The 24,187-nt window shown below is 67.5% G+C and carries 26 protein-coding genes; 10 read left to right on the top strand and 16 right to left on the bottom strand.

From position 1 onward, the window contains the following. The first annotated feature begins 6 nt into the window (after positions 1 to 6). The 6 genes from ACTPOE_RS10605 (at position 7) to ACTPOE_RS10580 (ending at position 4,624) form a co-directional block, all read left to right on the top strand. A complete protein-coding gene (locus ACTPOE_RS10605; RefSeq protein WP_458872159.1) occupies positions 7 to 1,203 on the top strand; it encodes an amine dehydrogenase large subunit in 1,197 nt (398 codons plus the stop codon). Then, positions 1,196 to 1,744 carry a MauE/DoxX family redox-associated membrane protein gene (locus tag ACTPOE_RS10600; protein WP_458872158.1) on the top strand — a complete coding sequence of 183 codons (549 nt, stop codon included), beginning with the start codon at positions 1,196 to 1,198 and terminating at the stop codon, positions 1,742 to 1,744. Before ACTPOE_RS10605 ends, ACTPOE_RS10600 begins: the two co-directional genes overlap by 8 nt. After that, positions 1,741 to 2,373 carry a methylamine dehydrogenase accessory protein MauD gene (gene mauD / locus ACTPOE_RS10595; RefSeq protein WP_458872157.1) on the top strand — a complete coding sequence of 211 codons (633 nt, stop codon included), beginning with the start codon at positions 1,741 to 1,743 and terminating at the stop codon, positions 2,371 to 2,373. The genes ACTPOE_RS10600 and mauD overlap by 4 nt, the downstream gene beginning before the upstream one ends. After that, the gene (locus tag ACTPOE_RS10590; protein WP_458872156.1) at positions 2,360 to 2,893 is read left to right on the top strand and encodes a methylamine dehydrogenase light chain; all 534 of its coding nucleotides are present in this window, start codon (positions 2,360 to 2,362) and stop codon (positions 2,891 to 2,893) included. The genes mauD and ACTPOE_RS10590 overlap by 14 nt, the downstream gene beginning before the upstream one ends. Before the next feature lie 31 nt (positions 2,894 to 2,924). Next, the gene (locus ACTPOE_RS10585) at positions 2,925 to 3,422 is read left to right on the top strand and encodes a cytochrome C (protein ID WP_458872155.1); all 498 of its coding nucleotides are present in this window, start codon (positions 2,925 to 2,927) and stop codon (positions 3,420 to 3,422) included. A 146-nt stretch (positions 3,423 to 3,568) separates the two neighbouring features. Further along, a complete protein-coding gene (locus ACTPOE_RS10580; protein WP_458872154.1) occupies positions 3,569 to 4,624 on the top strand; it encodes a helix-turn-helix domain-containing protein in 1,056 nt (351 codons plus the stop codon). Here ACTPOE_RS10580 and ACTPOE_RS10575 read toward each other — a convergent pair. Genes ACTPOE_RS10575 through ACTPOE_RS10555 form a run of 5 tightly spaced genes read right to left on the bottom strand, consistent with a single transcriptional unit; the run spans position 4,575 to position 10,583 of the window. After that, entirely contained in the window at positions 4,575 to 6,491 is a 1,917-nt protein-coding gene (locus tag ACTPOE_RS10575; RefSeq protein WP_458872153.1) for an esterase/lipase family protein, read from the bottom strand. The two genes, ACTPOE_RS10580 and ACTPOE_RS10575, sit on opposite strands and share 50 nt — an antisense overlap. Beyond that, positions 6,488 to 7,324, bottom strand: coding sequence for an Lnb N-terminal periplasmic domain-containing protein (locus ACTPOE_RS10570; protein WP_458872152.1), 837 nt, complete (start codon positions 7,322 to 7,324; stop codon positions 6,488 to 6,490). Before ACTPOE_RS10570 ends, ACTPOE_RS10575 begins: the two co-directional genes overlap by 4 nt. Positions 7,325 to 7,331: 7 nt before the next feature. Beyond that, the gene (gene ttcA / locus ACTPOE_RS10565) at positions 7,332 to 8,351 is read right to left on the bottom strand and encodes a tRNA 2-thiocytidine(32) synthetase TtcA (protein ID WP_458872151.1); all 1,020 of its coding nucleotides are present in this window, start codon (positions 8,349 to 8,351) and stop codon (positions 7,332 to 7,334) included. A 19-nt stretch (positions 8,352 to 8,370) separates the two neighbouring features. After that, a complete protein-coding gene (locus ACTPOE_RS10560; RefSeq protein ID WP_458872150.1) occupies positions 8,371 to 8,805 on the bottom strand; it encodes a dihydroneopterin aldolase in 435 nt (144 codons plus the stop codon). Beyond that, a complete protein-coding gene (locus ACTPOE_RS10555) occupies positions 8,802 to 10,583 on the bottom strand; it encodes a M61 family metallopeptidase (protein WP_458872149.1) in 1,782 nt (593 codons plus the stop codon). Before ACTPOE_RS10555 ends, ACTPOE_RS10560 begins: the two co-directional genes overlap by 4 nt. Before the next feature lie 25 nt (positions 10,584 to 10,608). Here ACTPOE_RS10555 and ACTPOE_RS10550 point away from each other — a divergent pair, with 25 nt between their 5' ends. From ACTPOE_RS10550 to ACTPOE_RS10540, 3 genes are all read left to right on the top strand, one after another. Beyond that, positions 10,609 to 11,385 (top strand): enoyl-CoA hydratase, encoded by a 777-nt coding sequence (locus ACTPOE_RS10550; protein WP_458872148.1) that lies wholly within the window; start codon positions 10,609 to 10,611, stop codon positions 11,383 to 11,385. A gap of 169 nt (positions 11,386 to 11,554) precedes the next feature. Then, entirely contained in the window at positions 11,555 to 11,773 is a 219-nt protein-coding gene (locus ACTPOE_RS10545; RefSeq protein WP_458872147.1) for a hypothetical protein, read from the top strand. After that, positions 11,770 to 12,477 (top strand): cellulose synthase operon protein YhjQ/BcsQ, encoded by a 708-nt coding sequence (locus ACTPOE_RS10540; protein WP_458872146.1) that lies wholly within the window; start codon positions 11,770 to 11,772, stop codon positions 12,475 to 12,477. The genes ACTPOE_RS10545 and ACTPOE_RS10540 overlap by 4 nt, the downstream gene beginning before the upstream one ends. Before the next feature lie 8 nt (positions 12,478 to 12,485). Here the strand turns inward: ACTPOE_RS10540 and ACTPOE_RS10535 are convergent, their stop codons facing one another. The 11 genes from ACTPOE_RS10535 to ACTPOE_RS10485 all read right to left on the bottom strand — a co-directional run bounded on the left by ACTPOE_RS10535 (position 12,486) and on the right by ACTPOE_RS10485 (position 23,398). Then, entirely contained in the window at positions 12,486 to 13,319 is an 834-nt protein-coding gene (locus ACTPOE_RS10535; RefSeq protein WP_458872145.1) for a response regulator transcription factor, read from the bottom strand. A 139-nt stretch (positions 13,320 to 13,458) separates the two neighbouring features. Further along, positions 13,459 to 13,917, bottom strand: coding sequence for a poly-beta-1,6-N-acetyl-D-glucosamine biosynthesis protein PgaD (gene pgaD, locus ACTPOE_RS10530; RefSeq protein ID WP_458872144.1), 459 nt, complete (start codon positions 13,915 to 13,917; stop codon positions 13,459 to 13,461). Next, the gene (gene pgaC, locus ACTPOE_RS10525; protein WP_458872143.1) at positions 13,914 to 15,248 is read right to left on the bottom strand and encodes a poly-beta-1,6-N-acetyl-D-glucosamine synthase; all 1,335 of its coding nucleotides are present in this window, start codon (positions 15,246 to 15,248) and stop codon (positions 13,914 to 13,916) included. The genes pgaD and pgaC overlap by 4 nt, the downstream gene beginning before the upstream one ends. Positions 15,249 to 15,260: 12 nt before the next feature. Next, a complete protein-coding gene (gene pgaB / locus ACTPOE_RS10520) occupies positions 15,261 to 17,285 on the bottom strand; it encodes a poly-beta-1,6-N-acetyl-D-glucosamine N-deacetylase PgaB (protein WP_458872142.1) in 2,025 nt (674 codons plus the stop codon). Positions 17,286 to 17,299: 14 nt separating this feature from the next. After that, the gene (gene pgaA, locus ACTPOE_RS10515) at positions 17,300 to 19,747 is read right to left on the bottom strand and encodes a poly-beta-1,6 N-acetyl-D-glucosamine export porin PgaA (protein WP_458872141.1); all 2,448 of its coding nucleotides are present in this window, start codon (positions 19,745 to 19,747) and stop codon (positions 17,300 to 17,302) included. Between the two features lie 24 nt (positions 19,748 to 19,771). Next, positions 19,772 to 20,089, bottom strand: coding sequence for a curli-like amyloid fiber formation chaperone CsgH (gene csgH, locus ACTPOE_RS10510; protein ID WP_458872140.1), 318 nt, complete (start codon positions 20,087 to 20,089; stop codon positions 19,772 to 19,774). Positions 20,090 to 20,171: 82 nt separating this feature from the next. After that, the gene (locus ACTPOE_RS10505) at positions 20,172 to 20,933 is read right to left on the bottom strand and encodes a hypothetical protein (RefSeq protein WP_458872139.1); all 762 of its coding nucleotides are present in this window, start codon (positions 20,931 to 20,933) and stop codon (positions 20,172 to 20,174) included. A gap of 94 nt (positions 20,934 to 21,027) precedes the next feature. Then, positions 21,028 to 21,579 carry a hypothetical protein gene (locus ACTPOE_RS10500; RefSeq protein ID WP_458872138.1) on the bottom strand — a complete coding sequence of 184 codons (552 nt, stop codon included), beginning with the start codon at positions 21,577 to 21,579 and terminating at the stop codon, positions 21,028 to 21,030. Positions 21,580 to 21,633: 54 nt separating this feature from the next. Further along, complete coding sequence (locus ACTPOE_RS10495) at positions 21,634 to 22,563, bottom strand: CsgG/HfaB family protein (RefSeq protein ID WP_458872137.1); 930 nt, start codon at positions 22,561 to 22,563, stop codon at positions 21,634 to 21,636. A gap of 22 nt (positions 22,564 to 22,585) precedes the next feature. Continuing rightward, a complete protein-coding gene (locus tag ACTPOE_RS10490; protein ID WP_458872136.1) occupies positions 22,586 to 22,954 on the bottom strand; it encodes a curli assembly protein CsgF in 369 nt (122 codons plus the stop codon). Continuing rightward, positions 22,955 to 23,398, bottom strand: coding sequence for a CsgE family curli-type amyloid fiber assembly protein (locus tag ACTPOE_RS10485; protein WP_458872135.1), 444 nt, complete (start codon positions 23,396 to 23,398; stop codon positions 22,955 to 22,957). A 309-nt stretch (positions 23,399 to 23,707) separates the two neighbouring features. Between ACTPOE_RS10485 and ACTPOE_RS10480 the strand changes: the two genes are divergently transcribed. Further along, the gene (locus tag ACTPOE_RS10480; protein WP_458872134.1) at positions 23,708 to 24,181 is read left to right on the top strand and encodes an ATP synthase subunit I; all 474 of its coding nucleotides are present in this window, start codon (positions 23,708 to 23,710) and stop codon (positions 24,179 to 24,181) included. The last annotated feature ends 6 nt before the right edge of the window (positions 24,182 to 24,187 follow it).

Raw genomic sequence — 24,187 nt, 5'->3', positions numbered from 1 at the left:
CATGCCATGAAAAAACCAGCCTTCAGGATCTCAACCGGGGCGGGCCTGCTGTCGGCGGCCCTGCTGCTGGGGTCCGCCCCGGGCGTCCAGGCCGCTCCGCCCCTGCCGGTCGAGCAGTTGACGGGCGGCCATTCGGTCAAGGTCGCCCCGGCCGAGCGCATCTATGTGATGGATGCCGTGTTCTTCCACCTGACCGACAGCCGCCTCAACATGTTCGATCGCGGCACCGGGAAATTCCTGGGGATGATTCCGACCGCTTTCAACGGCCATGCGCAATTATCCAAGGACGGCAGGCAGGTCTACGTCGCCACCACCTACTTCGAGCGCATCACCCGGGGCGAACGCACCGATGTGGTCGAGGTCTGGGACAACGAAAAGCTCAGTTTCGTGCGTGAAATCAAGATTCCGCCCAAGCGGGCGGGTTCCCTGAACTACGACGGCATGTTCCGCCAGACGGGCGATGGCCATTTCGTCCTGGTGCAGAATGCCACGCCGGCCGCCTCGGTCAGCGTGGTCGACATGCGGAAGAACGCCTTTGTCGATGAAATCACCGCCACGGCGGGCTGCTGGAGCATCATTCCTTTGCCGGGCACGCCGCGCAGCTTCTCCACGATCTGCGGCGACGGCGCCTTGCTGACCGTCACGCTGGGAGACGACGGCAAGGTAGCGTCCCAGAAGCGCAGCGAGCCCATGTTCCCGGTGAAGGACGATCCCATCTTCATCACTCCGGGCCGCCTGACCGACGGGCTGGTGTTCGTGTCTTTCTACGGCAATGTCTACACGGCCAGACCGCAGAAGGACGGCGCCATGAAGTTCGAGCCCGTCTGGTCGCTGCTCGACGAAGGGGACCGGGCGAAGCATTGGGTGCCGGGCGGCTACAACCTGCTGGCGATCGAACCGCGCAGCGAACGGCTGTACATCTTCATGCACCCCGATGGCGTCGAGGGTTCCCACAAGCATCCCGCCGCCGAGATCTGGGTCTACGACCTGAAGACCCGCAAGCGCGTGGCCCGTGTGCCGGGCAAGGATGCGCTGTCCATGTCAGTCATCCCGGGCAAGAAGCCCCAGTTGCTGACGCTCGACGGCGGAAACGTCAATATCTATGACATCTCCGGCCCCGAGCCGAAGCTGGTGCGCACGATTACGGGAGCGGCCGAGACATCCTTGCAACTGATGGGCTACGCGGGAGGCGGCAATGGGTGATCCCGTCATCGCGTATGCCGCGCTGGCCGTGCTGACGGCGATCTTCTGGCTGGGCGCCCTGCACAAGCTGCGCGACTTCGCCGGGTTCGAATCGGCCGTCGCCGGCTACCGTCTGCTGCCCGCCGTCCTGCATCGGCCGTTCGCCTTCGCGTTCATCGCGGCCGAACTGCTCGCCGGGGGGCTCCTGCTGTGGCCCTCCGCGCGCGCGGAGGGCGTCCTTGCGGCCCTGGCCGTCCTGGCCGCCGCTTCGCTGGGCGTGGCGGTGAACCTGTTGCGCGGGCGGACCGACATCGACTGCGGTTGCGGCGGCCTGTCCCGGGCGCCGGGCAGCCTGTCCTGGTGGATGGTGTCGCGCAACGGCCTGCTGGCCGCACTGGCCCTGCTCTCCTGGCCGCGGGTGGATGGTTCCGCCACGCGCGACCTGGCGTGGCTGGATGGCGTGACTTTCTTCGGCCTGTCGCTGGCTCTGCTCGGCCTCTACCTCGCTTTCAATCAGTTGCTCGCATCCCATCTCGAGATGCGAGAAAGGAGTCAATCATGACGGCATTGATCGTATCCAATATCGTGTTGTGGGCCGTGATACTGGCTCTGCTGCTGGTGGTGCTGGCCCTGTCCCGGCAGATCGGCGTCCTGTACGAGCGGGTCGCCCCGATGGGAGCCCTCACCATCGACAAGGGGCCGGCGGTGGGCGCCGCATCGCCCCGGTTCGAGCTCGACGATCTGTTGGGCCGCGCCCTGCGCATCGGCCATGGTGGCGTGCGCAGCCAGCTGCTGTTCTTCGTGTCTCCCTCGTGCCCGGTGTGCAAGAAGCTGCTGCCCATCCTGAAGTCTGTGGCGCGGACCGAGGGCGCCTGGCTGGACATCGTGCTGGCCAGCGACGGTGAGATGCCCGAGCACCTGGCCTTCTACCGCAAGGCCGGCCTGGAGTCCTTCCCCTATGTTCTCTCCACCGAGATCGGCATGCGCTTCCAGGTCAGCAAGCTGCCCTACGCCATCCTGATCGATGAGCAGGGCATCGTCCGGGCCAAGGGCCTGGTCAATTCGCGTGAACAGCTCGAAAGCCTGTTCACGGCCAAGGAAATCGGCGTGGCCTCGGCCCAGGAGTGGCTGGAGCGCGGCGTGCCGGTCCAGGAAATTTCACGCAAGGAGAATGGCAATGCGCTGGCTTGATCATTTCGGGGAATCCCTGACCCGCAAGGTGGCCCATGCTTCGTCCCGGCGCAGCGTGCTGTGCTCGATCGGCAAGGTCTTCGTGGGCACGGCCTTCGTCATGCCGGTTTTGCCGGTCGCCCGGATCGCGCGGGCCGCGGAAGCGGCGCCCAAGACCGACCTGGAAACCGCGACCGAGGAAGAACTGGCCTCGTGCGACTACTGGCGCTATTGCGCGGTGGACGGGTTCCTGTGCACCTGCTGTGGCGGTTCGGCCACCACCTGCCCGCCGGGCAGCGAGCCTTCGCCCATCTCGTGGGTCGGCACCTGCCATAATCCCAAGGATGGCAAGGATTATCTGGTCAGCTACCACGATTGCTGCGGCAAGACGGCGTGCGGCCGGTGCTACTGCGGCGGGCAGGTGCGCGAACGGCCGGGCTACGAGTTCTTCCTGCACAACGATGTGAACTGGTGCATGGCCAACAGCAACACGACCTACCATTGCACGGTTTCCACCATCGTGGGGCTGGGCAAGAATTGACTTTCGCAGGGGGCGGATCGTGTCCAAGTTCATGAGCGGAATCCGGGTCGGCCTGCTCCTCTGCCTGGCGCCGGCCCTGTCGGCCGGGGCCGGGGAAACCGGGCCCGCGCCGCATGCGATGCTGGAGTCCATGGGGGCCAGCGTATCGGCCTACAAAGACTACATGCTCAATTGCGGGGGCTGCCATCGCTACGATGGCGAGGGCGTCGCCCGCAACGCGGTGCCCAGCTTTCGCAACTCCATCGGCTTGTTCACCCGCCTGCCCGAGGGTAGGGAATACATGATCCGCGTCCCGGGCGCCGCCCAGTCGCAACTGGGCAACGCCGAGCTCGCGGACGTCCTGAACTGGATGGTCGCCAACTACAGCCCCGACGAGCCGGCACCCGATTTCAGGCCGTTCACGGCCGGCGAAGTGGGGGCGGCCCGGCCGTATCGCTTCGACGACGTGGTGGCCGAGCGGCGGCGGCTGGAAGCCAGGCTCGGGCAACTGGGCCTGACGCCCGCTCCGTACCTCTATGGGTCGAACTGACTCCACGCGCGGTCCGGGGTTTTCCGGATGATCGCCGGTCCGTGCCGGGGTATTCGGTGCCGGCGTCTGGCTAGGGGTTTGCCCTGCTGGCCGTGATCCTTTCCGGAGGCTAGATTCCCTGAATATCAGGAAGTGAGATCGACATCATGTCCGCTCCCATGCCGAAGTCCGCGGTATCCGCCTCCGCCCCGATGTGGCTGAGCGCGCCGTTGCGTCGGTTCGATACGCGCGGCGCCTGGGCGGACACCATTTCCGAGCATTTCGTGCCCCTGGAGGTCGAGCCCAGGGGAAATGGTCCGTTCCGCAACCTGGCGGCCAACGAGACGTTCGGCTGCCTCCAGGTCTCCGAACTGGTGACCTCGGCGCAGCGGGTGCGGCGGACGCGCGTGCTGGCCAGCCGCTCCGAAAGCGCGCAATACAAGTTCAGTGTCCAGATCTCCGGCCGTACCCTGATCGCGCAGGACGGGCGTTCGGCCCTGCTCGATCCGGGCGACTGGGGCATCTACGATACGTCGCGGCCCTACGAGATCAGCGAGGAACCGGATGCCCATTTCCTCGTGCTGCAGGTGCCGGCGCATGTGCTCTCCGTGTGGGAATCCTGCATCCAGTCGCAGCTCGCCCGGCGCTTCGGGTCTGGCAGCGGCAGTGCGCGGGTCGCCATGGATGCTTTGCGGGCGTTCGTGTCCCAGGGTCCGGCGCTGGGTCCGGAGCTGGCGTTCGAGGTGTCCTCGACCGTGATGCGGCTCTTCGCCCTCAGCCTGGGCGAACATGCCGACGGGGGCGGCGTTTCGAGTCTGGAGGAGGTCCGCCAGGGCCAGTTGCGCGTCATTCTGCGCCATGTGCACGAGCACCTGCACGATGGCGGCATGAATGCCGATACGCTGGCGGGGCGTTTCCGGATGTCCCGACGCTACCTGTACAAGCTGTTCGCCGCCCGGGGTCTCACCCCGGCGGACTACATCCTGGGGGCCCGCCTGGAGCGGTGCCGGGATCTTCTGGCGGATCCAGCCTGCGCCCGGCAGATCGGCGAACTGGCGTATGCGCATGGATTCACCGACACTTCGGCGTTCAGCCATGCCTTCCGGCGCCGCTTCGGGCTGTCGCCCAGCGAATGGCGGGCCCGGCACTCGCGTCAGGTCCCCGATCGCGCCGTCAGCGATGCGGTGCAAGCGTCCGCAGGTGTTCGTGCAGGATCCGTCTGATTTCCAGGATGGCCGGCGGGGTTTCCTGGATGCTGTGCGAGCCCGGAATGACCTTCTCCGATTCGGCGCCTTCCAGGTGAGCGCTGCGCCAGGACACCAGGCCGTCGTCGGATTCCTCCAGCGGGCCGGCCTCCGAGCGGCGGGCGATGATGCTGTGGTAGTGAACGGCGGGTGAGATCGACATGCCGTTGCTCAGTTGCAGGTAGTGGTCCTTCTCGCTCAGATTGTCGATGCCGTTGGCGACGAGGGCGCGGTCAGCCTTGCCCGGCTGCGCCAGCCGGGTCAGGCCGCCGAACTGCTCGATGAGAGTCAGTGGCAGGCGGACCAGGGACGAGGCCAGCCGTGCCAGGTTGTTGTCGGCGTAGGGGGTGCCGCGATGCGGCGCGGCGATGAACACCGCGCGGCTGATGCCCGCGACCGGGGTGAAGTGCAGCAGGCCGCCGAAGTCGCGGACGATCCGGGCCTGCAGATCCGGCCCCGGCTGGTAGCGCGCCTGGATGGCGTCGTACAGGATGTTGCCCGACGAGGACACCAGCAGGCGACCCAGCACGCCGCCCATGCTGTGGCCGATGAGCACGATGTCGCGGGCGGCGGGCGCCGCGCGGCCGGGGTCGAAGTGGGCCAGGGTGTCCTGGAATGCCTGGCGGATGGCCCGGTTGTTGTAGGCCAGCGGCTGGCCGGTGGGATAGTAGACCTGCCAGATCTGATAGTTGCGGCGCAGCTCCTCGTCGCCCAGGACTTCGTTGGACACGTTCACCCAGGCCTCGGGGCTGCTGGCCAGGCCGTGCAGCATCAGGACGATGCGCCGTTCGGGGTCGTAGGGTTGCAAGAGGTAGATGCGCGGCGCCCGCAGGCCGTCGGCGCTGCCCAGGACGTTGCGGATGGCCTGGATGGAGAAGCCCGAGCGGGCGAGCCACAGGCCGTAGCCTGAGGTGAAGTTGGCCGCCAGCGGCACCGTGTCGCCGGCCAGCCGGATGGCGTCGTGCCGATAGGGGTCGTAGACCGTGAGGACGGCCTCGCGGGTGCGCAGGACGGTCTCGAGGTCGTCTCCCGGAAACGACAGGACGGCGGTCACGGCCGGAAAGGCGGGTTCATTCCAGGGATGCGGGAAGTCCCCCGTGTCCTTGCGGCTGGCCCGGGTGACCGCGACCAGTTCGGCGCCCAGGCCATCGCGCCGGTAGATGTTGCGCAGGCCCCTGAATGTCAGTGTGCTGGCGGGAATCAGTTCATTGGGCAGGCGCTCACCCTCTGGAAGGCGCAAGTCGGCGTTGCGAATGCGCAGCCGCCAGTCCGATGTCCGCAGCACGGCGCCGCCGCGCAGGGACTCGGCCGGGTGCTCCAGGTAGTGGCGGTAGGCTTTCAGGGAAGCCTGCTGGGTGGCGTAGTTGTAGTAGTCGCGCACCTGGGTCTGGCGGTCCTCGAAGGCGCGCAGGGCGGGCGGTCTCGCGGTGCGGAACAGGTAGGCATAGGCGTACCGGGCCGCTTGCAGATAGGTGTCCAGGCCGGTGGCGCCGTCGGATGCTTCCTCATTCAGGGCCTGTGCCAGCCAGAGCTCCGCCAGCGCCGAGAGCCGTTGTTCCGTGGCCAGGCCCGAAGGGCTGGACAGCGCTTCGATGCAGGGAGCGGGGTTCCGGCGGCAGGGAGCGGGGTCCCGGCCCGTGATGGACAGGGCATCGCGGGCGGCGATGCTGAGTGTGCCGGAACTGAGGATGTCGCCCCGGCGCTGGGTGATGAATTCCTGGGTGCTCACGGGGCGGGTCCGGACGCCGGCGCAGCCGGCCAGCAGGCAGCCCGCCAGCAGCAGGCCGATCCAGCGTGAAAGGCGGGCCGGGGATGCGCTCCGGCGTCCGGTTTCCAGGGGGGTCATGACGGATGCGCAGGCTCGGCCGCCGGTTCCGGCGCGCGGATGCGCCGGGAGAACTCCTCCGCGGCCCCCGGCTGGGCGGCGCGGCGCGTGATGTCGGCCCGGGCGCGTAGGGCCTCCAGAGGCAGGCTCGTGTCCAGGCCGCCGTGACTGTACAGATATTCGGGCAGGTAGCCCGACAGGATCAGCCGGATGTCCAGCGGCAGGCCGGGGACCAGCGGGCGGACCATGTCGTAGACCAGGGTCGTGCAGTTGGCCGTCAGCGTGTGGTAGAAGCGCGGCTCGTCCGCGAGTCGGTTGGCGCGCTCCACGTAGGACCGGAACAGGGCGCGCATGGCCGGTGCGGGCATCCGGATCGGATACAGGAAGACCCGCTCGCCCCGGGGGCCGGCGCGCACATGCAGGATGTCGCGTTCCTCGGCGGCTACGATGGCCAGTTCGAACTGCTTGAGGAAACCGCCCAGGGTGGAGAAGGCTTCATCGCGCTCCCTGCGGATCTCGACGGAGAACACCACATGGCGCCCGTCCGTGAAACCGAAGGACACCAGTGTGTGCGCGATGGCTGGCCCCATCCAGTAGGACAGCGCCATGTCCACGGACGCCAGAGCTTCCAGGTCGTAGACGCCGTCGCGCCAGCGCGCGGTGTAGTCCGTGTCGCTGCGCCAGTCGAAATCGCGGATGTCGCGCAACGTGACGAGGGAGCCCTGGATGTCGCCGCGCAGGGGGCGCGAGACTTCGTCGGCCCAGTCGCGGTCGTTCGATGGCTTCAGGTTCAGCCACCAGACCGCCGGCACGACGAGGGCGAGGGCGAAGGCGACGAGGATCCAGCGGACCATGGCGGCCTTAGGGCGCGTCCGGCCTGCGCACGCGCGGCCGGGCGATCACCTGTTCGACGGGGACGTCCGCGTCGCGGATCTCGTCGTCCTCGTCCTCGGAGAAGGCGGGTGCGGAGAAGTCTTCCTCGTCGAAGGCGAGATCGCCGTCGGCGTCGGCGCGTCCCGTGGGCCGCAGGCCGGCGAAGTCCATCAGCCGCGGGTCCATCAGGTGCGAGGGCACCACGTGCGACAGGGCGCGAAAGATGTTCCAGGTGCGATTGGTGAAATGGCGGTCCCATTCCTCCAGCATGCGGCCCACTTCCTTGCGCTTCAGGTTTTCCTGGGAGCCGCACAGATTGCAGGGGATGATGGGGAATTCGCGCAGCCTGGCGTAGGCGGCCAGGTCCTTTTCGCGCACGTAGGCCAGCGGCCGGATGATGACGTGCTCGCCGTTGTCGGACACGAGCTTGGGTGGCATGGCTTTCATGCGCCCGCCGTAGAACAGGTTCAAGAAAAAGGTCGCCAGGATGTCGTTGCGGTGGTGGCCCAGGGCGATCTTGGTCGCACCCAGTTCACGGGCGACGCGGTACAGGATGCCGCGCCGCAGGCGCGAACACAGGGAGCAGGTGGTCTTGCCTTCCGGGATCAGGCGCTTGACGACGGAATAGGTGTCCTGGTTCTCGATGTGGAAGGGGACGCCGCGCGCGCTCAGGTAGTCGGGCAGGACGTGTTCCGGGAACCCGGGCTGCTTCTGGTCCAGGTTGACGGCGACGATCTCGAAGTCGATGGGCGCGCGCTGGCGCAGGGCGAGCAGGATGTCGAGCAGGCCGTAGGAGTCCTTGCCGCCCGACAGGCAGACCATGACACGGTCGCCATTCTCGATCATGCCGTAGTCGCCGATGGCCTTGCCGGTTTCGCGCAGCAGGCGCTTGGCGAGCTTGTTCTCGTTGACGCTGCGGCGCTGCGGCGTGCGCGGCTGCGCGGCGGGTGGCTGGAGCGGAGCGGTGCCGGGGGCCGCCACGGACGGTGCCGGAAAAGGAGTGTTCATAGAGCGGGTGGGGACGGGTTCAGCGGCGGCGGGACTGTTCGACGCAGACGGTGCAATCGCCGAAGGCCGCCGGTTTGCAGATGCGGATTTTAACGCCCAGGACGCCGGGGAAATCGCGCAGGATGCGGTCCAGCGCACGGTCCACCAGGGTCTCCAACAGATCGGTGTGGGCGCGGGTGGCTTCCTCGACCAGGGCGGCGCGCAGCGGGCGGTAGTCCAGCACCGTGCCGATGTCGGCGTCGTCCACGGGCCGCGAGGCGTCGGTGTCGAATTCTGCACGGATCGTCAGCGGCTGCGGCGCGCGGCGCTCATGGTCCAGCATTCCGATGGGAGCCTGGACGCGCAGGTCGTCCAGGATCACGCGCCGGGTGTTCACGCGTATGGCGCCCCCTTGGCGCTGGCGCGCCGTCCCCCCGGGGGGGAATTCGCGCTTGGGGCGGCCCGGCGCGCTCATGGCGCTCCGCCGCCGACCCGCCGCAACTGGTGGCGCGGGGGGGCCGGCTTGCCCAGCCGCACTGTGTACTGGCGCAGTTCGTCGCGCCGGAACACGTGCAGGGTGAGGCGCTCGCCCGGGCGGCGCGCGTCCAGCAGGCGGTCCAGGCCGGCGGTGTCGGCGATGCGCAGGCCGTCGCCGGCGACCAGCAGGTCGCCGGCCGACAAGCCGGCGCGGTGCGCGGGGCCGTGTTCGTACACGGTGGCCAGGCGCAGGCCCGCCGGATCCGCCTGGGTGCGGACGTCCAGCGAGGGGCGGTCGTTCTCGGGCTGCGCGGATAGCTCGATACCGACGCGGGCCAGGGCGGCTTTCAGGGGCACGTCCTCTCGGCCCAGGGCATGGCGGGCGATGAAGTCCGTCGCGTCGGCGCCGGTGGCGGCACGGATCAGGTCCGGCATGGCGCCTTCGGCCACGCCCCGGGGGCGGCCCTGGTAGAAGTCGCGGCCGTAGCGCCGCCACAGCAGGCGCATGACGTCGTCCAGGCTGCGTGCGCCGCCGGACTGGTGGCGGATTTCCAGGTCCAGTCCCAGCGCCACCAGCGCGCCCTTGGTGTAATAGCTGACCAGGGCGTTGGGCGAGTTCTCATCTTGCTTGTAGTAGCGCGTCCAGGCGTCGAAGGAGCTTTCCGCCACGGATTGCTTCAGGCGCCCTCCGGCGCGCAGCACTTGGTCCAGGGCGCGGCCGACCAGCTTCAGATAAGCGGGTTCGTCGATCACGCCCGCGCGCAGCAGCATCAGATCGTCGTAATAGGACGTGAAGCCCTCGAACACCCACAGCAGTTCCGTGTGATTCGGGCGGCTCAGGTCGTAGGGGACGAAGGCGGCGGGCTTGATGCGCTTGACGTTCCAGGTGTGGAAGTATTCGTGGCTGAGCAGGCCCAGGAAGGTGACATAGCCTTCGGGCGCTTCGCGGCCCCGCGCGGGCAGGTCGGCGCGGCGGGTGATCAGGGCCGTGGATGCGCGGTGTTCCAGGCCGCCGTAGCCGTCGCCCGTGACCGTCACCAGGAACACGTAGCGGCTGGCGCCGTCCAGGAACGGCGCGCGGCGGGTGTCGGGTTCGAACAACTCGATCTGGGCGGTGCAGATCTTCTGCGCATCGGCGGCGATGCGTTCCAGGTCCAGTCCGGGAACCCGGCCGGTGAACACCAGATCGTGAACCGCACCGTGGGCCTCGAAACTGATGCACTGGGGCGTGCCGATCTCGACGGGATGGTCGATCAGTTCATCGTAGTCGCGGGCCCGGTAGAGACCGAAGCCTCGCAGGGGGGCCGCGCCTGGATGGCCGGCGGCGGACGGCAGGCTGGTGTGGACCCGCCAGCCGCGCGCGTGGACGGGTGGACGCAGGTCCAGCAGGCAGGGCTGCGATTCCTGGCCGACGGCGGCCAGGAACAGGCTGCAGCCGTTGAAGAAGGCGTGGCTTTCGTCGAAATGCGCGCCGCGCACGGACAGGTCCCAGGCATAGACCTGGTAGTCCACGGTCAGCGGTCCGGCGCAGGGGGCGCAGCGCCAGGTGTGGCTGTCCATCTTGCGCACGGCGACCGGGACGCCGCCGGACGAAGCCTGCAAAGTTTCGATCTGTCGGGCAAAATCACGGATCAGGTAGCTGCCGGGGATCCAGGCGGGCAGGCGCAGGCTCTGGCCGGCCGGATCGGGGCGCGGGACTGTCAGGCGGATGGCGTAGCGGTGCCCGGCCGGGTCGGCCAGCAGTACTTGGTATTGGATCATCTGTTCGTTTTTCATACTGATAGTTTACTTTGGAGGCATCATGAGCGAATCGTTCGTCAAGGTCGAGGTCCGGGGCCGTGTCGGCTTGCTGACCCTGAACCGTCCCCAGGTCCTGAACGCCCTGAGCAACGAGGTCATCGATGAGTTGTCGGCCGCCGTGCGCGCCTTCGAAGCCGACGACGGCATCGGCGCCATGGTGCTGACCGGCAGCCAGAAGGCCTTCGCAGCCGGGGCCGACATCGGCGCCATGTCGGACTGGTCCTACATGGACGTCTACAAGTCCGACTACCTGGGCGGCAACTGGGACGCGTTGCGCCGCGCCCGCAAGCCCATCATCGCGGCCGTGTCCGGCTATGCCCTGGGCGGGGGCTGCGAACTGGCCATGCTGTGCGACTTCATCATCGCCGCCGAGAACGCCAAGTTCGGCCAGCCGGAAATCAAGCTGGGCGTCATCCCCGGCTATGGCGGTACCCAGCGCCTGCCGCGCGCGGTGGGCAAGGCCAAGGCCATGGACCTGGTGCTGACGGCCCGCATGATGGATGCCGCCGAGGCCGAGCGCGCCGGGCTGGTGTCGCGAGTCGTGCCGGTCGAGCGACTGCTCGACGAGGCCCTCGAGGCCGCCGCGGTGATCGCCTCGATGTCGCTGCCCGCCGTGATGATGGCCAAGGAATGCGTCAACCGCGCCTTCGAGGCCACGCTGAACGAAGCGCTGCTGTTCGAGCGGCGCAATTTCCACGCCCTGTTCGCCACCGAGGACCAGAAGGAAGGCATGCGCGCCTTCGTGGAAAAGCGCAAGCCGGACTTCAAGCACCGCTAAGGAACCTCCGGCCGGGTCATACAGGGTCGCGGCCCGGCCATTCTGCGGATGGGCGGGCCTAGCCCGAATGGCCGATCGGCCATTCGTCCCTTACGGACGCGCCGGAAAACCCTTATCGTCGCCAGATACAGAATGTCTTGAATGACTTGATCCTGGTTACGGGGGTGCGATGGCTGAGACGCAACTGCCGCATGGCCGCAACGATGCACCGGCCGCCCTGCGGGAGCATCCGGTCGCGAGGGCGCCGCGCGAGGCCGATCCGGCCGACCGCAAGGCGTTCCGGAGGGCTCTGGCCCATTGGCCGCTGCTGGCGGAAATAGACCGATACCTGGGCTGGGAACGGCGGGCTCCGGCCATGCGGGACGATGATCCGGGTGCCTCGCGATGAACATCCTGACCTTGACGGGGGTGCGCGGGGGCGGTGGCACCACGACGGTCGCGGGGATGCTGGGGGACGCCCTGCATGCGCTGGGTCAGCGGGTGCTGCTGGTGGATCTGAATGCCTCGGATCTGCTGCGCCTGCATTTCGACGTCGCGCATGGCGACGGTCATGGCTGGATCGTCGCCGGGTTTCCGTTCGAATGGCGGCGTCAGGCGTTCGAACTGGCGCCCGGCCTGATGCTGGTTCCGTTCGGGCGCACGGCCGTCGAAGACTCCGGAGTGTCGCCCCTGCTGCATGGCGATGACTTCTGGGTGCGGGCCTTGCCTGGCCTGGCGGGGGATTTCGACTGGGTGCTGTTTGATTGCCCGTCCTATCCGGGCCGCCAGGCGCCCGCCCTGAGATTCCACAGCACGCTGGACGTGCTGGTCGCCCGCCCGGACATCGCCGCCCATGTGTTGCTGGCGCAGATCGGGCTCGACGCCACCAGGCACCTGCTGATCAACGACTTCGAACCGTCCCGGCCGCTGGAGCGGGCCGTCGTGCTGGACTGGCGCCATCACTATGGCGCGCGCGTGCTGCCGCAGGCCATCTGCCGCGACGAGCGCCTGCACGAAGCCCTTGCGTGCAAGCAGCCGGTCACGCGTTATCGGCCCGATGCCGCCGCGAGCCGGGCGGCGCGATCCATCGCGCAATGGTGCCTGTCGGTGTGAACAGATACCTACGCCGCCGTATCGCGCGGCGCCGCGGCGGGGTCGTGCCATCCCAGCGTCGCGCCGCGCGATACGGCGGCGTAGACTGCGGCATTGCGGCTGTTGACCGCCAGGCGCTGGTAGAGCGCTTCAGCGTGGGTCTTGGCGGTCGCTACCGAGATGTTCAGCTCCCGGCTGATCTTCTTCAGCGGGTAGCCCTTGGCCAGGAGCACCAGCACTTCGTACTGCCGATGTGTCAGGTGCAGCAGGACGGCTTCCCGGACGATGAGTTCCCGGGTGATCGTCTGGATTCCGGCCTGCGGCGCGGCCGGCGCAGGCGCGGCTCCCGGAAGACACAGGAGATTGTCGGGGATGGTTTCGTCGTGCCGGACCGCGGGGGGAGCGCCCTGGTGATCGTACCAGCGCCGTCTCGGCTGGTCGCGACCGTCCGGCTGCGGGTCGCCGGCATGGCACATGTCGGGGTGCGGGAAACATTTGCCGCCGGCCAGGACGAGCATGACGGACGTCTTCAGCACTTCCTGCGATGCGTGCTTGGAAATGTACCCGGCCAGCACGGGGGGCAGGTTGAGGAGCGAATAGGGCAGGGTCGGGGCTTCGGACAGCAGCAGGAGGTGGCGCGGCGCGTAGTGTTCCTGCGCCGCGGTGACGAGCTCGATCATCCTGTCGTAGGCATCCGGCACCGACAGCAGCATCAGGTCCACGTCCGTGCGTCGCGGCGCGCTGTGGAACAGCTGCGCATAGTCGATGCCCGTGCTGGTGAGGGCACAGCCGAGCGTTCTCAGCAGGGTCAGGAGGCCCATGCGCAAGAGCGCGTTGGGCTCCACTACAGTGACGTTCACCATCGTGAAGCTCCCCTTTCGAAGGACCCCGCGCCGCACACACTGTGAGGCGCATGTTCATTCTTTATTCCAGAGTACGTTTTGGCAATCCTTGATTTGCCATGTGTGACTCATTTTTCTGTTCGTAATCAAATTATGTGCACTATTGTTTCATTTGTATGAAATTGCGGGCGGAGTCCTGGCCGCGGGCGAAATCGATCATGCTGATCCGGCCCTCGTCGGTATGGTGGACGAGGATCGTCCGGCTGGCGCGCAGGATCTGGAGCTGCGCCGGGCTGACGTCGAAGTGGCCGGCCAGTGCGGTGGACAGCGTGTCGCCGGGCGGTTTGCGTCGGTCCAGACCGCCGAAGCGCACGGCGTTGTAGCAGGCCCAGGCGGATAGCAGCAGCCCGATGCAGGCCACCGCCAGTGCATATGCCACCAGGGCCTGCACATCGGGCAGCAGCCGGGACACGGCGGGGACGGCGGCGTGCGCCGGGTCCGTCAGCAGGGAGTGGATGCCCGATGCGAACAGGGAACCGAACGCGGCCCATGCCAGCGCCGTGAGCAGGCCGTCGGTCGCGGATGCGAGGGCGGAGCGGGGGGTCTTGACGATCATCATGATGAGGGCGCCTTGATGCCGCGGTCGGGGCTTTCCCAGCGGGCCCGGGCGTGGCGCCGCCCGAGCATGACCAGGGGGAAGCCCCACAGCGTGGTGAACAGGCTGATCAGCCAGTAAGCCAGGGGATACCAGATCACCCAGTACAACGAGCGGAACAGGCCGCGTTCGTAGCGGTGGTCGATGAAGACGCTGACGCAGAATTGCAGCAGGCAGGTCGCGGCCAGCGCCATGCCCGTGAAGGCGGGCGGCATCAGCGTTTCGATACGGATGTGGCCGGGCAGCGCCACGAACAGGCCGGCCGCCCACAGCGCCACGGACAGCGCCAGGGCGAAGGCCCAGATCGTCGAAACGCAGTACTCCAGCGCCATGGGCCAGAGGCGGCGGTGGCGCCAGGCCCTGATGCCCGGGACGTTCTTCAGGAAGACCTCGGCGCCCCCCTTCGCCCAGCGCAGCCGCTGCTTCCACAGGCCGCGCAGCGTCTCCGGCATCAGGATCCAGCACAGCGCGCGCGGTTCGAAGAAGATCGACCAGTGGTCGCGTTGCAGCTTCCAGCTGATGTCGATGTCCTCCGTCACCATGTCCAGGCTCCAGTAGCCGACCCGGTCCAGCGCCCTGCGCCGGAAGGCGGCTACTACTCCGGATACCGTGAAGATCTGGCCGTAGACGCGCTGGGTGCGCTTGATCAGGCCCACGATGGAAGAGAACTCGCCCACCTGGACCTGGCCGATCAGCGTGGACCGGGTGCGCACGCGCGGGTTGCCGGTGACCGCGCCGACCCGGGGGTGGTCGATCATGGGGGCCGCCAGATAGGCTGCGGCGTCGCGCTCCAGGATGGCGTCGCCGTCGATGCAGACCAGGTACTCTCCGCGGGCCGCCAGCGCGCCCATGCGCAGGGCCATCGCCTTGCCCTGGTTGCGGGCGAGATGGATCACGCGCAGGCGCGGGCGCGTTTCGGCCAGCCGGTCCAGCATGGCGCCCGTGCCGTCCGTGGAGCCGTCGTCGATGGCGATCACCTCCACCCGCGGGTAGCGCTGGCTCAGCGCCGACAGCACGGTGTCGGCCCCGTGTTCGGCCTCGTCGTGGCAGGGGATCAGGATGGAGATCCAGGGCTGGCCCTTCAGTTCCGGCGGAGCGATCTCCGGTCCCCAGGGCCAGCGCCGCTCCCAGTGCAACCAGTAGTACAGCCCGCCGAACATCCACAGGCCCGACATGAGCAGGGGATAGAAGAAGATGAAGTCCAGGATCAGGTTGCCCGTCCACAGCAGGGCCGCCCCGAAGGGCACGCCCGCGACGAGGCACAGGAGCAGGAAGGCGAGCAGTCGGTCCGTCATCGCGGGCTCTCCTCAGCGGTGGGGATACCAGGCGGTCGAGATCGCGGGCCGGATGGTTTCCAGCGCCGGCCGGTTCTGCGCGAAGTCGTCCGGGTAGTAGCCGAAATGCCGGGCGCCGGCGCGCTGCAGGCGCCGCATCCACTCGGCCAGGACCTGGCTGTCCACGGGCGGCTGGCCCGGAAGGCCCCAGTCGCGAGCCTGGAGCTCGAACACGGTGCGCTGCATCGCGCCGGGTCGCCGCCGGATCGCCGCGACCAGGCGGTCGATCCAGGCGTCGGCCCGCGAAGCGGGGATCCTTTCCATCAGCGGCATGGCCATGGGCACGGTCCAATCGTAGGCACGCAGGAAGTCGTCCGGGTTCTGCGCATACCAGGCTTCGCTGGCCGGGTTCAGGACCGGCTCGGCGTACAGGTTGCGGGCGGTCTTCACTTGCGGTCCGCGGATGGCGCGGACGCGCTGCGCCAGTTCGAGGGTGAAATCGACCAGCGCGCGGCTCTTGAAGCGGGTCCAGCGTCGTAGAGTGGCCGGATCGGCGCGCAGCGCCGGGATCGAGTCCGGCAGGCCCGCTTGCCGGTAGGCGGCGAGCGCCGCCGGACCGGCATCCTCGAAGTCGCTCAGCACGGCATCGTCGTGGAACAGGATGCCGTCGATCGGCGCGGCGCGCGCCATGTCTTCGTACAGGTCCGCGATGGCCGCCCGGGCCCTGGGATCGAAGGGCGACAGCCTGCGGTATTGCACGGGGTCCGGACCGGGCGGGTCGTCCGGATGACCGGGATCCTGCCGGACGACGCGGGCGATGTCGGGCGGCAGGTCGAAGCTCAGGACCGGCATCCAGGCGTAGACTTTCACGTGGGCGCGGTTCCGCAACTGCCAGACGGCGCGGTTGAACAGGTCGGCGCGCATGGGCAGCCGGCGGTTGGGGAAATAGACCGCGCGCGCCAGGCCGTCGCCCGCGGGATCAGCGTAGGCTTGCAGGAAGACCGTGTCGATCCGCAGGTCGGCGATCCGCTGCACCAGGGCCCCCAGGTTCCTGTCTTCCTGGGCCGGGTCGGGATCGTGGACGTAATCCAGGTCCACTTGCGCCACCCGGAAGTCGCCCCGGGACTCGGCGCCCAGCACGGACCGCGCGAACGTCTGCATGTCGGGCGAGTCCGTCACCAGCATGCGGGGCATGGACAGGGGGGCGTCCACGTCGCCCAGGCCCTCGTCGAGGGTCAGGGCCATCCGGTATCCCTGATCGCGGATGATGTCCAGCGCCTCGCCGCTCGCGGCTCCGTAGGGCCAGACCCAGACACGGGGCGCCTTGCCGGTTGCCCGGAGGATCTTGCGCGTGATGCGCCGGACGTCGTTCTCGATCCGCCGACGGTAGGCGGCGTCGGTCTCGTAGGCGCGCGTTCCGGCGTCGTAGCGGCGCGTGGCGGCGGCCGGTTCTTCGTTGCCCTGGGGGTTGGCCGGGATGCCCTGGTGCAGATCGTCGCTGTGCGAAGCGATCTCGACCAGGCCGGATCGGGCCATTTCCCGGATGTCCTCCCACGTCGCGAAGCGGTCCCGGGGCACGCGCAGGTCGCCGAAGCGCACGGGCTGGCCGGGCGGGGTGTCGATCCAGCGTCCCACAGGGGCCCAGACGGCCGGCCAGCCCATGGCCTTCAGGATGGGGAAGACCCGGCTGCGGAAGCTGCGGTAGCCGTCGTCGAAGCTGAGCAGCACGGCCTTGGGCGGCAGGGGCTCGCCACCCTGGCTGGCGGCCAGGATTCGGTCGACGGACACGGCCTGGTAGCCGTTGTCCCGCAGCCATTCGAGCTGGGCAACCAACTGGTCCGTACGCACGGCGAGGAAGCGCTGGTCGGGATCGTCGTCTTCGACGTCGTGGTAGGCCAGCGCCAGCACGTGATTGGCGGGCCAGGGCCGGTCGACGCTGGCCACCGGCCGGTCGGCGGGCGGCACGAATGCCGGGATGTCGCGCGCACATCCGGCGCACAGCGCCAGGCAGCAGGCCAGGAAGAACAGGCGCGGGCCGAAGGTGAAGGATCGTGGCATGGCGCGCTCCCGAGTCAGAACCGGACCGTCATGTCGACGAGGAAGTTGAAGCTGCGCTCGCGCCGGCCATCGTAGGGCCGCGAGGTGTCCGAGGCCAGGAAGCCGATCTCGAACGCGCGGCCATAGTGGTAGCGCTGGCCGTAGCCGAGGGTGTAGAGGCCGCCCGTGCCGTGCCCCTGCTGCGCATAGGCGCCGGCGGCGAGCAGGAATTGCTGTTCCCAGCGGGCTTCGTCGCGCTGGTACAGGGTGTGCGTCATCCGCAGGGCCGGCAGGATCGTCAGGTCCGACCTGGGGTTGAAGTACGGCGCGTCGTCGGACGTGTTGCGGGAGGCGGACAGGTCCAGCAGCGCGTCGATCCGGACCCGGGGAGCGGTGTACAGGCGCTGGCGGCCGGACAAGCCGGCTTCCAGACGGCGGTTGCCGTCGGAAAAGAAGGAGGGCGTCAGGGTCAGGATCCATTCCCGGCGTTCATCGCCGCGCCAGCGGAGGGTGGCGTTCAGCGTATTGGCCCTGATGTCGTGCTTCAGAGCACGCAGCGGCGTGTCGCGCGACAGCAGGGCGGCGCCGGCGCCCGCCTGCCAATGGTCGTCCAGGTCCACGAAGGCCGAGAACGCCGCCCCGGCCCGGGTGCCGTGGCCGTAGCGGTTTCCGGAGGCCTCGGCCTGGACCGTCAGGTCCCGGCCGCGCCATTCGAGGCCGGCGCGGGCCCAGGTGTAATGTCCGTCTCCTTCGTCGAACCGGCCTTCGGAATAGCCCGTGCCGGCGAACACGCGCCAGTTCTCGCCGATGGGCGGCGAATACAGTACGGAGTCGATGCTCGCATCGCGGCTGCCCAGCACCGGGCTGCCGGTGGCCGCGCCCCGGCTGGCGGTCGTCCGCCATTCGGCTTTCTCGTGCGCGGTCCATTCCCGGTCCAGCCGCCGCACGGCAGGGTTCTCCGGGACACGGGCCACCAGGTCGTCGCGCAGCAACTGAGCCTGATGCCATTCTTGCAGGGCGAGGGCGGTTTCCGCCTGACCGGTTTCGACCTCGACGGACCGGGGCGCCTGGGTTTCGGCGATCTTCAGGTCCAGCTCCGCCTGGCGCGGGAGATCCCGGGCACGCCAGGCCTCGGCCCGCGCGACGCGCAGGCTGGTGTTGCCGGGCGCCTCCCCGACCATCCGGTCCAGGTCGGCCTGGGCCTTTGGCGTGTCGTCCTGGTACAGCGTGCCCAGAGCGCGCGCCAACTCGGCATCCAGCTTCGCGGGATTCGGGCGGCGCACGGGGTTGCCCTTGTAGCGGACCCAGGTCGGCAGCGCGGCCAGCGTCTTGTCCAGCCCGGCGCCGGCTTCGTCGTGCCGGCCCGATTCGGCCAGAGCGTAGGACAGGCCAATGCGGTCGGCCATCTGCGCCGACTCCTGGCTCGCGGCGTCGGAGGCCAGGGATCGCTGGAACAAGGGGGCCGCGGCCTCCGGCTGACGCAGGGCCAGGTAGGCGTTCGCCGCATCGCCCAGCGCGTAATCCGGAACGGGCGCACCTTCCGCCCGCATGGATTCGTAGCTGGCCGCGAGTTCCCGCATGCGGCCTCGCGCGCGCAGGGCCTGCAGGCGATCCGCCTCGGCGCGCCGCACGTCGTCGCGGGCCTCCGGACCCAGTGCGCGCCATTGCGGGATCAGCCGGTCATACTGGGCCAGCGCACGGTCTGCCAGAACGTGCCGGTCGGCTTCGCCCCGGGCGTCGGCCGACGCCGCCCGGGTCAACTGGGCGGCGACGTCGGCCTGCAGGGATCGAGTCTGCGACGGGCTCAGCAGGCCCGGATGCGCGGTGGCCAGTTGGAGTGCGCTTTGCGGCAGTCGCGCATCCTGCTGGGCCAGCACGTAGGCGCGCACGACGTAAGGACGGTCCGGGGCCTGCGAGTAAGCCTGGGATGCGTGTGCCAGGGCCGCATACGGTTCCGCGTTACGGCCATATGCGTAAGCCAGTGCGAGATGCGCATCCGGGTCGCCGGGACGGCGCGTCACGAGGGTCTTGCCGCGTTCGATCGCATCGTGCGGGTGTCCCGCATCCGCCAAGGTCATGACATGCCCGTAGGCGAACATCGCCTGCCCGGGAAATCGGCGCTCTCCCTGGCTGAACAGACGGATGGCCATTGGCCACTGCCGCGCGTCCCGGTATGCGCGCGCCACCGCATCCAGGGCGGGGGCGGGAAGCGTCGCGGGCGATCCGGCTTGTTCGTATGCCCGCAGGACGGCGGCGCGATCACCGGCCCATCCGGCGATCACCAGGTAGTCGGCTACGGTCCGGCTGTCCTCGGGGTTCCGGTCCAGCCGGAGCTTCAGCATGTGCAGCGCCGGGGCATAGTGCCCCGTGCGGGCTTCGCGGATGCGAGCCTGGTAATCGGAGGCCGCCGCTTCCTCGCCGGTGGCAGGAAGTGCCAGGAGCGTACAAAAGGTAAATGCGACGGAGCGCAGGGCGTCGTTCATTGCGGGTCTCATGGCATGGAGATGTCAATGAGAACGGGGGCAGGCGAAGCGATAGGTGCCCGCCCGGACGCCCTGAGAGAAGATGAGGAGCTCGATCCGGCACTGATCGCGGACCCCGAGCGACATGGAAAATTGCGTCAGCGCGGTTGGCTGGTCGGCCGGAAGGTCGATGGAACCGCTCTGCACGATCCGCGAGGTGCCCGAAGGCCCTTGCTTGATGGCCTGGATCCGATAGTCGATCATGCGGCGTTCCGGGCTCTGGACGTAGGGCACGATCATGCCGGCCCGCGCTTCGGTCCCGCTGTCCAGCCATACCTGGAGATTCAGATCCGCCGCCATCATGACCATGCTCCGGAAGAGGGAGAAATATCTCTGGCGGGCCATGGAGGTCCCGCCAGAGATCCTGGCGCAAAGGCCCGCGTGTTTACCAGCCCGTCTGATTGAACGTGGCGGTGTTGCCGTACCCGATCTGCACCGCCGTGGCGGAGAGGTTGGAGCCCGTCTGCATCACAGTCGCCGAGTTGACCCATCCGTCCTGGTAAAGATCGGCTTTCTGGTTGCTCCCGAACTGCTGCGTCACCGTGCTGGTGTTCTTGTAGCCGGCCTGGACGATCTTCGCGTCGGCATCGTAGGTCCATTTCTGCTTGACGTCGGCGGAGTTGTTGATGCCGCTTTGGTAGATGTCGGTCGTCGCATCCAGGCTGTGCTCCTGGGTGGAGTTCGCGACGTTCTTCCAGCCTGTCTGGACGATCTTGGCGCTGGCATCGCCGGTCCAGGTCTGCTTGACGTCGGCCGAATTGTTCACGCCTTCCTGGTAGACATCCGATCGGGCGTTCACATTGTGGTTCTGGTCTGTGTTGACCACGTTCTTCCAGCCCTTTTGCACGACCTTGGAACTGGCGCCCACGTTGTCCGACTGTTTGGCGTTGGCGTAGTTGTTGTACCCCTTCTGATAGATGTCGATCTGGGCTGTGCCGAAGAAGTTGTTGGACTGGTTGGCCTTGGCCACGTTGCTCGCCTCGATCTGAGTGATGAGCGTGGTGGCATTCCCGTTGTATGCCTGAGTGATCTCGGCGTCATTGTTGAAGCCGTTCTGGTAGGTATTGCCGGTGCTGCCCGCGAATGCCGCCGTGCCGGCGAAGGCCAACGCAAGACCGGACGCCAGTGCGCAAAGAGAGTGTTTCATGTTGAAGCTCCTTGAGTCGACAAGACCAGTGAGAGAAAAACGCTGTCCGGCGGTCTTGGAACCGGGCGTCGTCGAAAGAAAGAGTTCGAGTGCGTCAGCGGTACACGGAAAGCCTCAGGCCGCTGCCGATCTGGGTGATGGGCGCCAGCGGGCCCGGCGTGGTGAGCGTCACCGACAGCTGATTGAAATTGCCGATCTGATTCAGGTTCGCGTAGCTGTTGCTGGCGTACTGCTCCAGCCGGCCGCGGTTGGATACGCCGGTCTGATGGATTTCGCCCCAGATCCCCATTCCAGCCTGGATGATCTGGGCGTCGTTGTTGGCCCCGGCCTGCTGGATCACGGCCGTGTTGCCCACGCCGGACTGCGAGGTGTCCGCTCGGTTGTGGATGCCGTCCTGGAAGATGGATGCTGCGGAATCTGCGCCTTTCTGGGTGATTTCGCCGGTGTTCAGGCCGCCTCGCTGGGCGATGTGCGCCCGGATGCCAGCGTTGACCAGCTCCAGGGGCGGCAGTTCGCCGGGGGTGGAAAGATCGGAGTCGGCGCTGTGGCCGGGCAGAGGAGTGGCGCTCAGCAGGGCCGCGAGACTCAGACACAAGCAGAGGCGACCGAGAGGTGGACCGAAGCGGGAAAGAGAGGATGTGTTCATGGCTTCGCGACTCCTTGATTCGTGTGAACAGGCCCCAGGCCGTGTTCAAGGCGGTTATTGGGTTTGGGCCGGGGTGGCCGCGGTGTCCGTGTCGACCGCCTGGCGCGGCGTCACCGTCACCACCTCGCTGTTTTCGGCAGCCAGGTAACGCTGAATCAGCGTGCTGTTCCAGTCCGCCGGATTCTTCAGGCGCCACAGGTTGTTCTTGATCCCCTGCACTGTCAGGTGCATGACGGCGGCATCGATGGCTTCTTTCACGGCCAGCTGGGCGGGCTCGTTGTGGGTGTAGCCTCCTTCGATCTCCAGCAGGTCGTAGTAATTGACGAAGCGGAAGTAGCTCGGATGGATCTCGTACGAGAAGATCGCTTTGGTGGTTGAGACGCTGCTCAGGATTTCTCCTGTCGTGACGTCCACGGCCCGCAGGCTGATCGTGACCTGATCGACGCTGTACTGCGTGCTCATGCCGATCCCCAGGAACTTCGCGCCGAGGCCGCCGGTTCTTGTGTTGGTGTCATAGGCGATCACGCCGCCCTCCAGGATGATGGAGGCGGGCAGCAGGTTCGGGACTCCGCCGCCGTGCTGCGTGCCCTCGTCCACGGCCCGCAGCACCCGGCGCTCGGTCAGCAGGGATTGCAGGCCCTCGCGTTCGACGGGGATGTACCAGCCGGAGTCCTTCAGGGCCTTCATCAGCATCGATGCCGCGCCCTGGGTCACCGCCGTGGAGAACGCGCTGCTGGGGGAAGGCTTGTATTGGCCGGTTTCATCCCGGAAACCGTAGACGGCGGCCACGATCTTTTTCTGTGGCGGGGGCAGCTGCAGCAATGCGGTGGCCGATGGGGTCGGAGGAGTCAGCTGCGCTTCGTTGGAAACATTGGCGGGCTTCTGGATCGCGCACGCGGACAGGGTCAGCGCCAGTACCGGAGCGATCCATGAACCGCGTACCGACGTGAATGCGCGGGCTCCAGGCATCTTCAGGGTGTCCATGACGGGCCTTTCCGGTTCCGGATCAGTTGATGGGGGCGTTGCCGGCATCGGCATTGCCAAGATCGATGGGGTGTGAATTGCCATTCAGGTCGACCCAGTAGAGCTTGTCGCCTTTCTGGATCAGGAAGCCGTTGTCGGTTTGCAGGATCTGTCCGATGTTGTCCAGGCCGAGATCGTCCATGGGGTAGGGGTATCGCTTCTGCGCCTGCGCGCTCTGCAACAGGGTGGGGCCGTTCAGCGGGTTACCGCCGAAGCTGGGGTTGACCGGGGTGTAGAGCAGCTGTTCCGCCGATGCGGGCAGCGATGCCCATGGCAGCGCGATCAATGCGCTCAGGAGGATCGCGGCGGGCTTGCGGGGCCTGATGCGGGGGGTGCGTGTGGACTGGCTCATTTACATCTCCTCGGGCCCTAGATCGGTGTTCTGGATGAACTGCCTTTGGGCATTGATGATGTCGATGTTCTCCCGGACCGCCTGGACGACTTCCCGGCTCTGATCCTTTGCCCGCGAACGGGCCGGGGACAGGAATGTGTGGAAAACGGTCTGATCCAGGTAGCTGATCCAGATCTCGCTGCCGAATTGCGCGGTCGGGCGTTCAATGACCGTCATCGTGTCCCGCGAATCCGGGTACAGCGCTTGCCACACTTGCGTGAAGTTGCTGTAGAAGTCCCATCCCATCACGGTGACGGTGCGATTGATGATCAGGCCCTTCAGGGGGTCGCTGTTGATCCGACCCTCGTCGAGGTTGCGCCTGGGCGGCTCAGGCTCCTGCGCCGCGACCAGCGAGGTCAGCAGCGACATCATCACCAACGCGAGGCGGAACTCGTCGAAAAACACAGCGATCTCCCCGATGGGATACGTCTTTTTCTGAACGTATCGAACTGTGATCCGTGGGAGAAATGTTAAGAGCCCGCCTGCGTGAGACCTATAGGACGGAAGGGCTACGCTTTTTGGTGGCAGGGCATTCCCTTTCGGCCAAAAGGCGTAGCCCTTTGTCCGTGAGGGCGATGGGCACGCGAATACAAACTGCGTTAAAATGGTGCGCCTTTTGGGGCGGCGTGCTGAACGCCAGACCAAAAAAAGCTATAATTCAATGGTTTGACTGTATCGCCTTGCGCCGTGGGCGCCGGGCTGTGGACGGGCTTTATGGGTGATCGGTCCGCATCGGATCCGCGCTGTGGGTTGGATGGCGGGTCGTCCGGTCCGCTCGGCATGCTGGTGCTCGGCGATGCGGAACGCGCGCTGATCGCCCGCCGTTCGCGGGTCGGCCTGTTTCGGGCGCTGGCGGCGCAGGCATTCACGGGAATGCTGGTGGTGCTGGGCGCCTGGGGGATTGCGGGGAAGGACGCCGGGGTTTCCGCCCTGATCGGGGCGGGGGCCTATTTCGTACCCAACGCGCTGTTCGCCTTGCGGCTGCTGCTGGGGTACTTCGGGCCGAAACGCCCGGGATCGCTCGCCTTTTTCTGGGGCGAATTCCTCAAGCTGCTGACGGTGGCGGGGGTGGTGGTCCTGGTGGCGTGGCGGTGGGGCGGCTGGCTGAACTGGCCGGCCTTCCTGCTGGGCCTGCTGGGCGTCATGAAGGGGTACGTGGTGTTGCTGGCCTTGCGCCGCCTGCCATGATTTGAA

It is taken from the genome of Castellaniella sp. WN, from assembly GCF_054457555.1.
This window is presented reverse-complemented; position numbering and strand designations above follow the sequence as displayed.

Coding starts and splice junctions, on each gene's coding strand:
- ACTPOE_RS10535 (WP_458872145.1), bottom strand. CDS start 13,319: ATGGTGAACGTCACTGTAGTGGAGCCCAACGCGCTCTTGCGCATGGGC.
- pgaB (WP_458872142.1), bottom strand. CDS start 17,285: ATGCCACGATCCTTCACCTTCGGCCCGCGCCTGTTCTTCCTGGCCTGC.
- ACTPOE_RS10575 (WP_458872153.1), bottom strand. CDS start 6,491: ATGACCCCCCTGGAAACCGGACGCCGGAGCGCATCCCCGGCCCGCCTT.
- ACTPOE_RS10570 (WP_458872152.1), bottom strand. CDS start 7,324: ATGGTCCGCTGGATCCTCGTCGCCTTCGCCCTCGCCCTCGTCGTGCCG.
- ACTPOE_RS10545 (WP_458872147.1), top strand. CDS start 11,555: ATGGCTGAGACGCAACTGCCGCATGGCCGCAACGATGCACCGGCCGCC.
- ACTPOE_RS10480 (WP_458872134.1), top strand. CDS start 23,708: ATGGGTGATCGGTCCGCATCGGATCCGCGCTGTGGGTTGGATGGCGGG.
- mauD (WP_458872157.1), top strand. CDS start 1,741: ATGACGGCATTGATCGTATCCAATATCGTGTTGTGGGCCGTGATACTG.
- ACTPOE_RS10580 (WP_458872154.1), top strand. CDS start 3,569: ATGTCCGCTCCCATGCCGAAGTCCGCGGTATCCGCCTCCGCCCCGATG.
- ACTPOE_RS10490 (WP_458872136.1), bottom strand. CDS start 22,954: ATGAGCCAGTCCACACGCACCCCCCGCATCAGGCCCCGCAAGCCCGCC.
- ACTPOE_RS10550 (WP_458872148.1), top strand. CDS start 10,609: ATGAGCGAATCGTTCGTCAAGGTCGAGGTCCGGGGCCGTGTCGGCTTG.
- ACTPOE_RS10540 (WP_458872146.1), top strand. CDS start 11,770: ATGAACATCCTGACCTTGACGGGGGTGCGCGGGGGCGGTGGCACCACG.
- ACTPOE_RS10585 (WP_458872155.1), top strand. CDS start 2,925: ATGAGCGGAATCCGGGTCGGCCTGCTCCTCTGCCTGGCGCCGGCCCTG.
- ACTPOE_RS10560 (WP_458872150.1), bottom strand. CDS start 8,805: ATGAGCGCGCCGGGCCGCCCCAAGCGCGAATTCCCCCCCGGGGGGACG.
- pgaA (WP_458872141.1), bottom strand. CDS start 19,747: ATGAACGACGCCCTGCGCTCCGTCGCATTTACCTTTTGTACGCTCCTG.
- ttcA (WP_458872151.1), bottom strand. CDS start 8,351: ATGAACACTCCTTTTCCGGCACCGTCCGTGGCGGCCCCCGGCACCGCT.
- pgaD (WP_458872144.1), bottom strand. CDS start 13,917: ATGATGATCGTCAAGACCCCCCGCTCCGCCCTCGCATCCGCGACCGAC.
- ACTPOE_RS10495 (WP_458872137.1), bottom strand. CDS start 22,563: ATGGACACCCTGAAGATGCCTGGAGCCCGCGCATTCACGTCGGTACGC.
- csgH (WP_458872140.1), bottom strand. CDS start 20,089: ATGATGGCGGCGGATCTGAATCTCCAGGTATGGCTGGACAGCGGGACC.
- pgaC (WP_458872143.1), bottom strand. CDS start 15,248: ATGACGGACCGACTGCTCGCCTTCCTGCTCCTGTGCCTCGTCGCGGGC.
- ACTPOE_RS10600 (WP_458872158.1), top strand. CDS start 1,196: ATGGGTGATCCCGTCATCGCGTATGCCGCGCTGGCCGTGCTGACGGCG.
- ACTPOE_RS10500 (WP_458872138.1), bottom strand. CDS start 21,579: ATGAACACATCCTCTCTTTCCCGCTTCGGTCCACCTCTCGGTCGCCTC.
- ACTPOE_RS10555 (WP_458872149.1), bottom strand. CDS start 10,583: ATGAAAAACGAACAGATGATCCAATACCAAGTACTGCTGGCCGACCCG.
- ACTPOE_RS10505 (WP_458872139.1), bottom strand. CDS start 20,933: ATGAAACACTCTCTTTGCGCACTGGCGTCCGGTCTTGCGTTGGCCTTC.
- ACTPOE_RS10605 (WP_458872159.1), top strand. CDS start 7: ATGAAAAAACCAGCCTTCAGGATCTCAACCGGGGCGGGCCTGCTGTCG.
- ACTPOE_RS10590 (WP_458872156.1), top strand. CDS start 2,360: ATGCGCTGGCTTGATCATTTCGGGGAATCCCTGACCCGCAAGGTGGCC.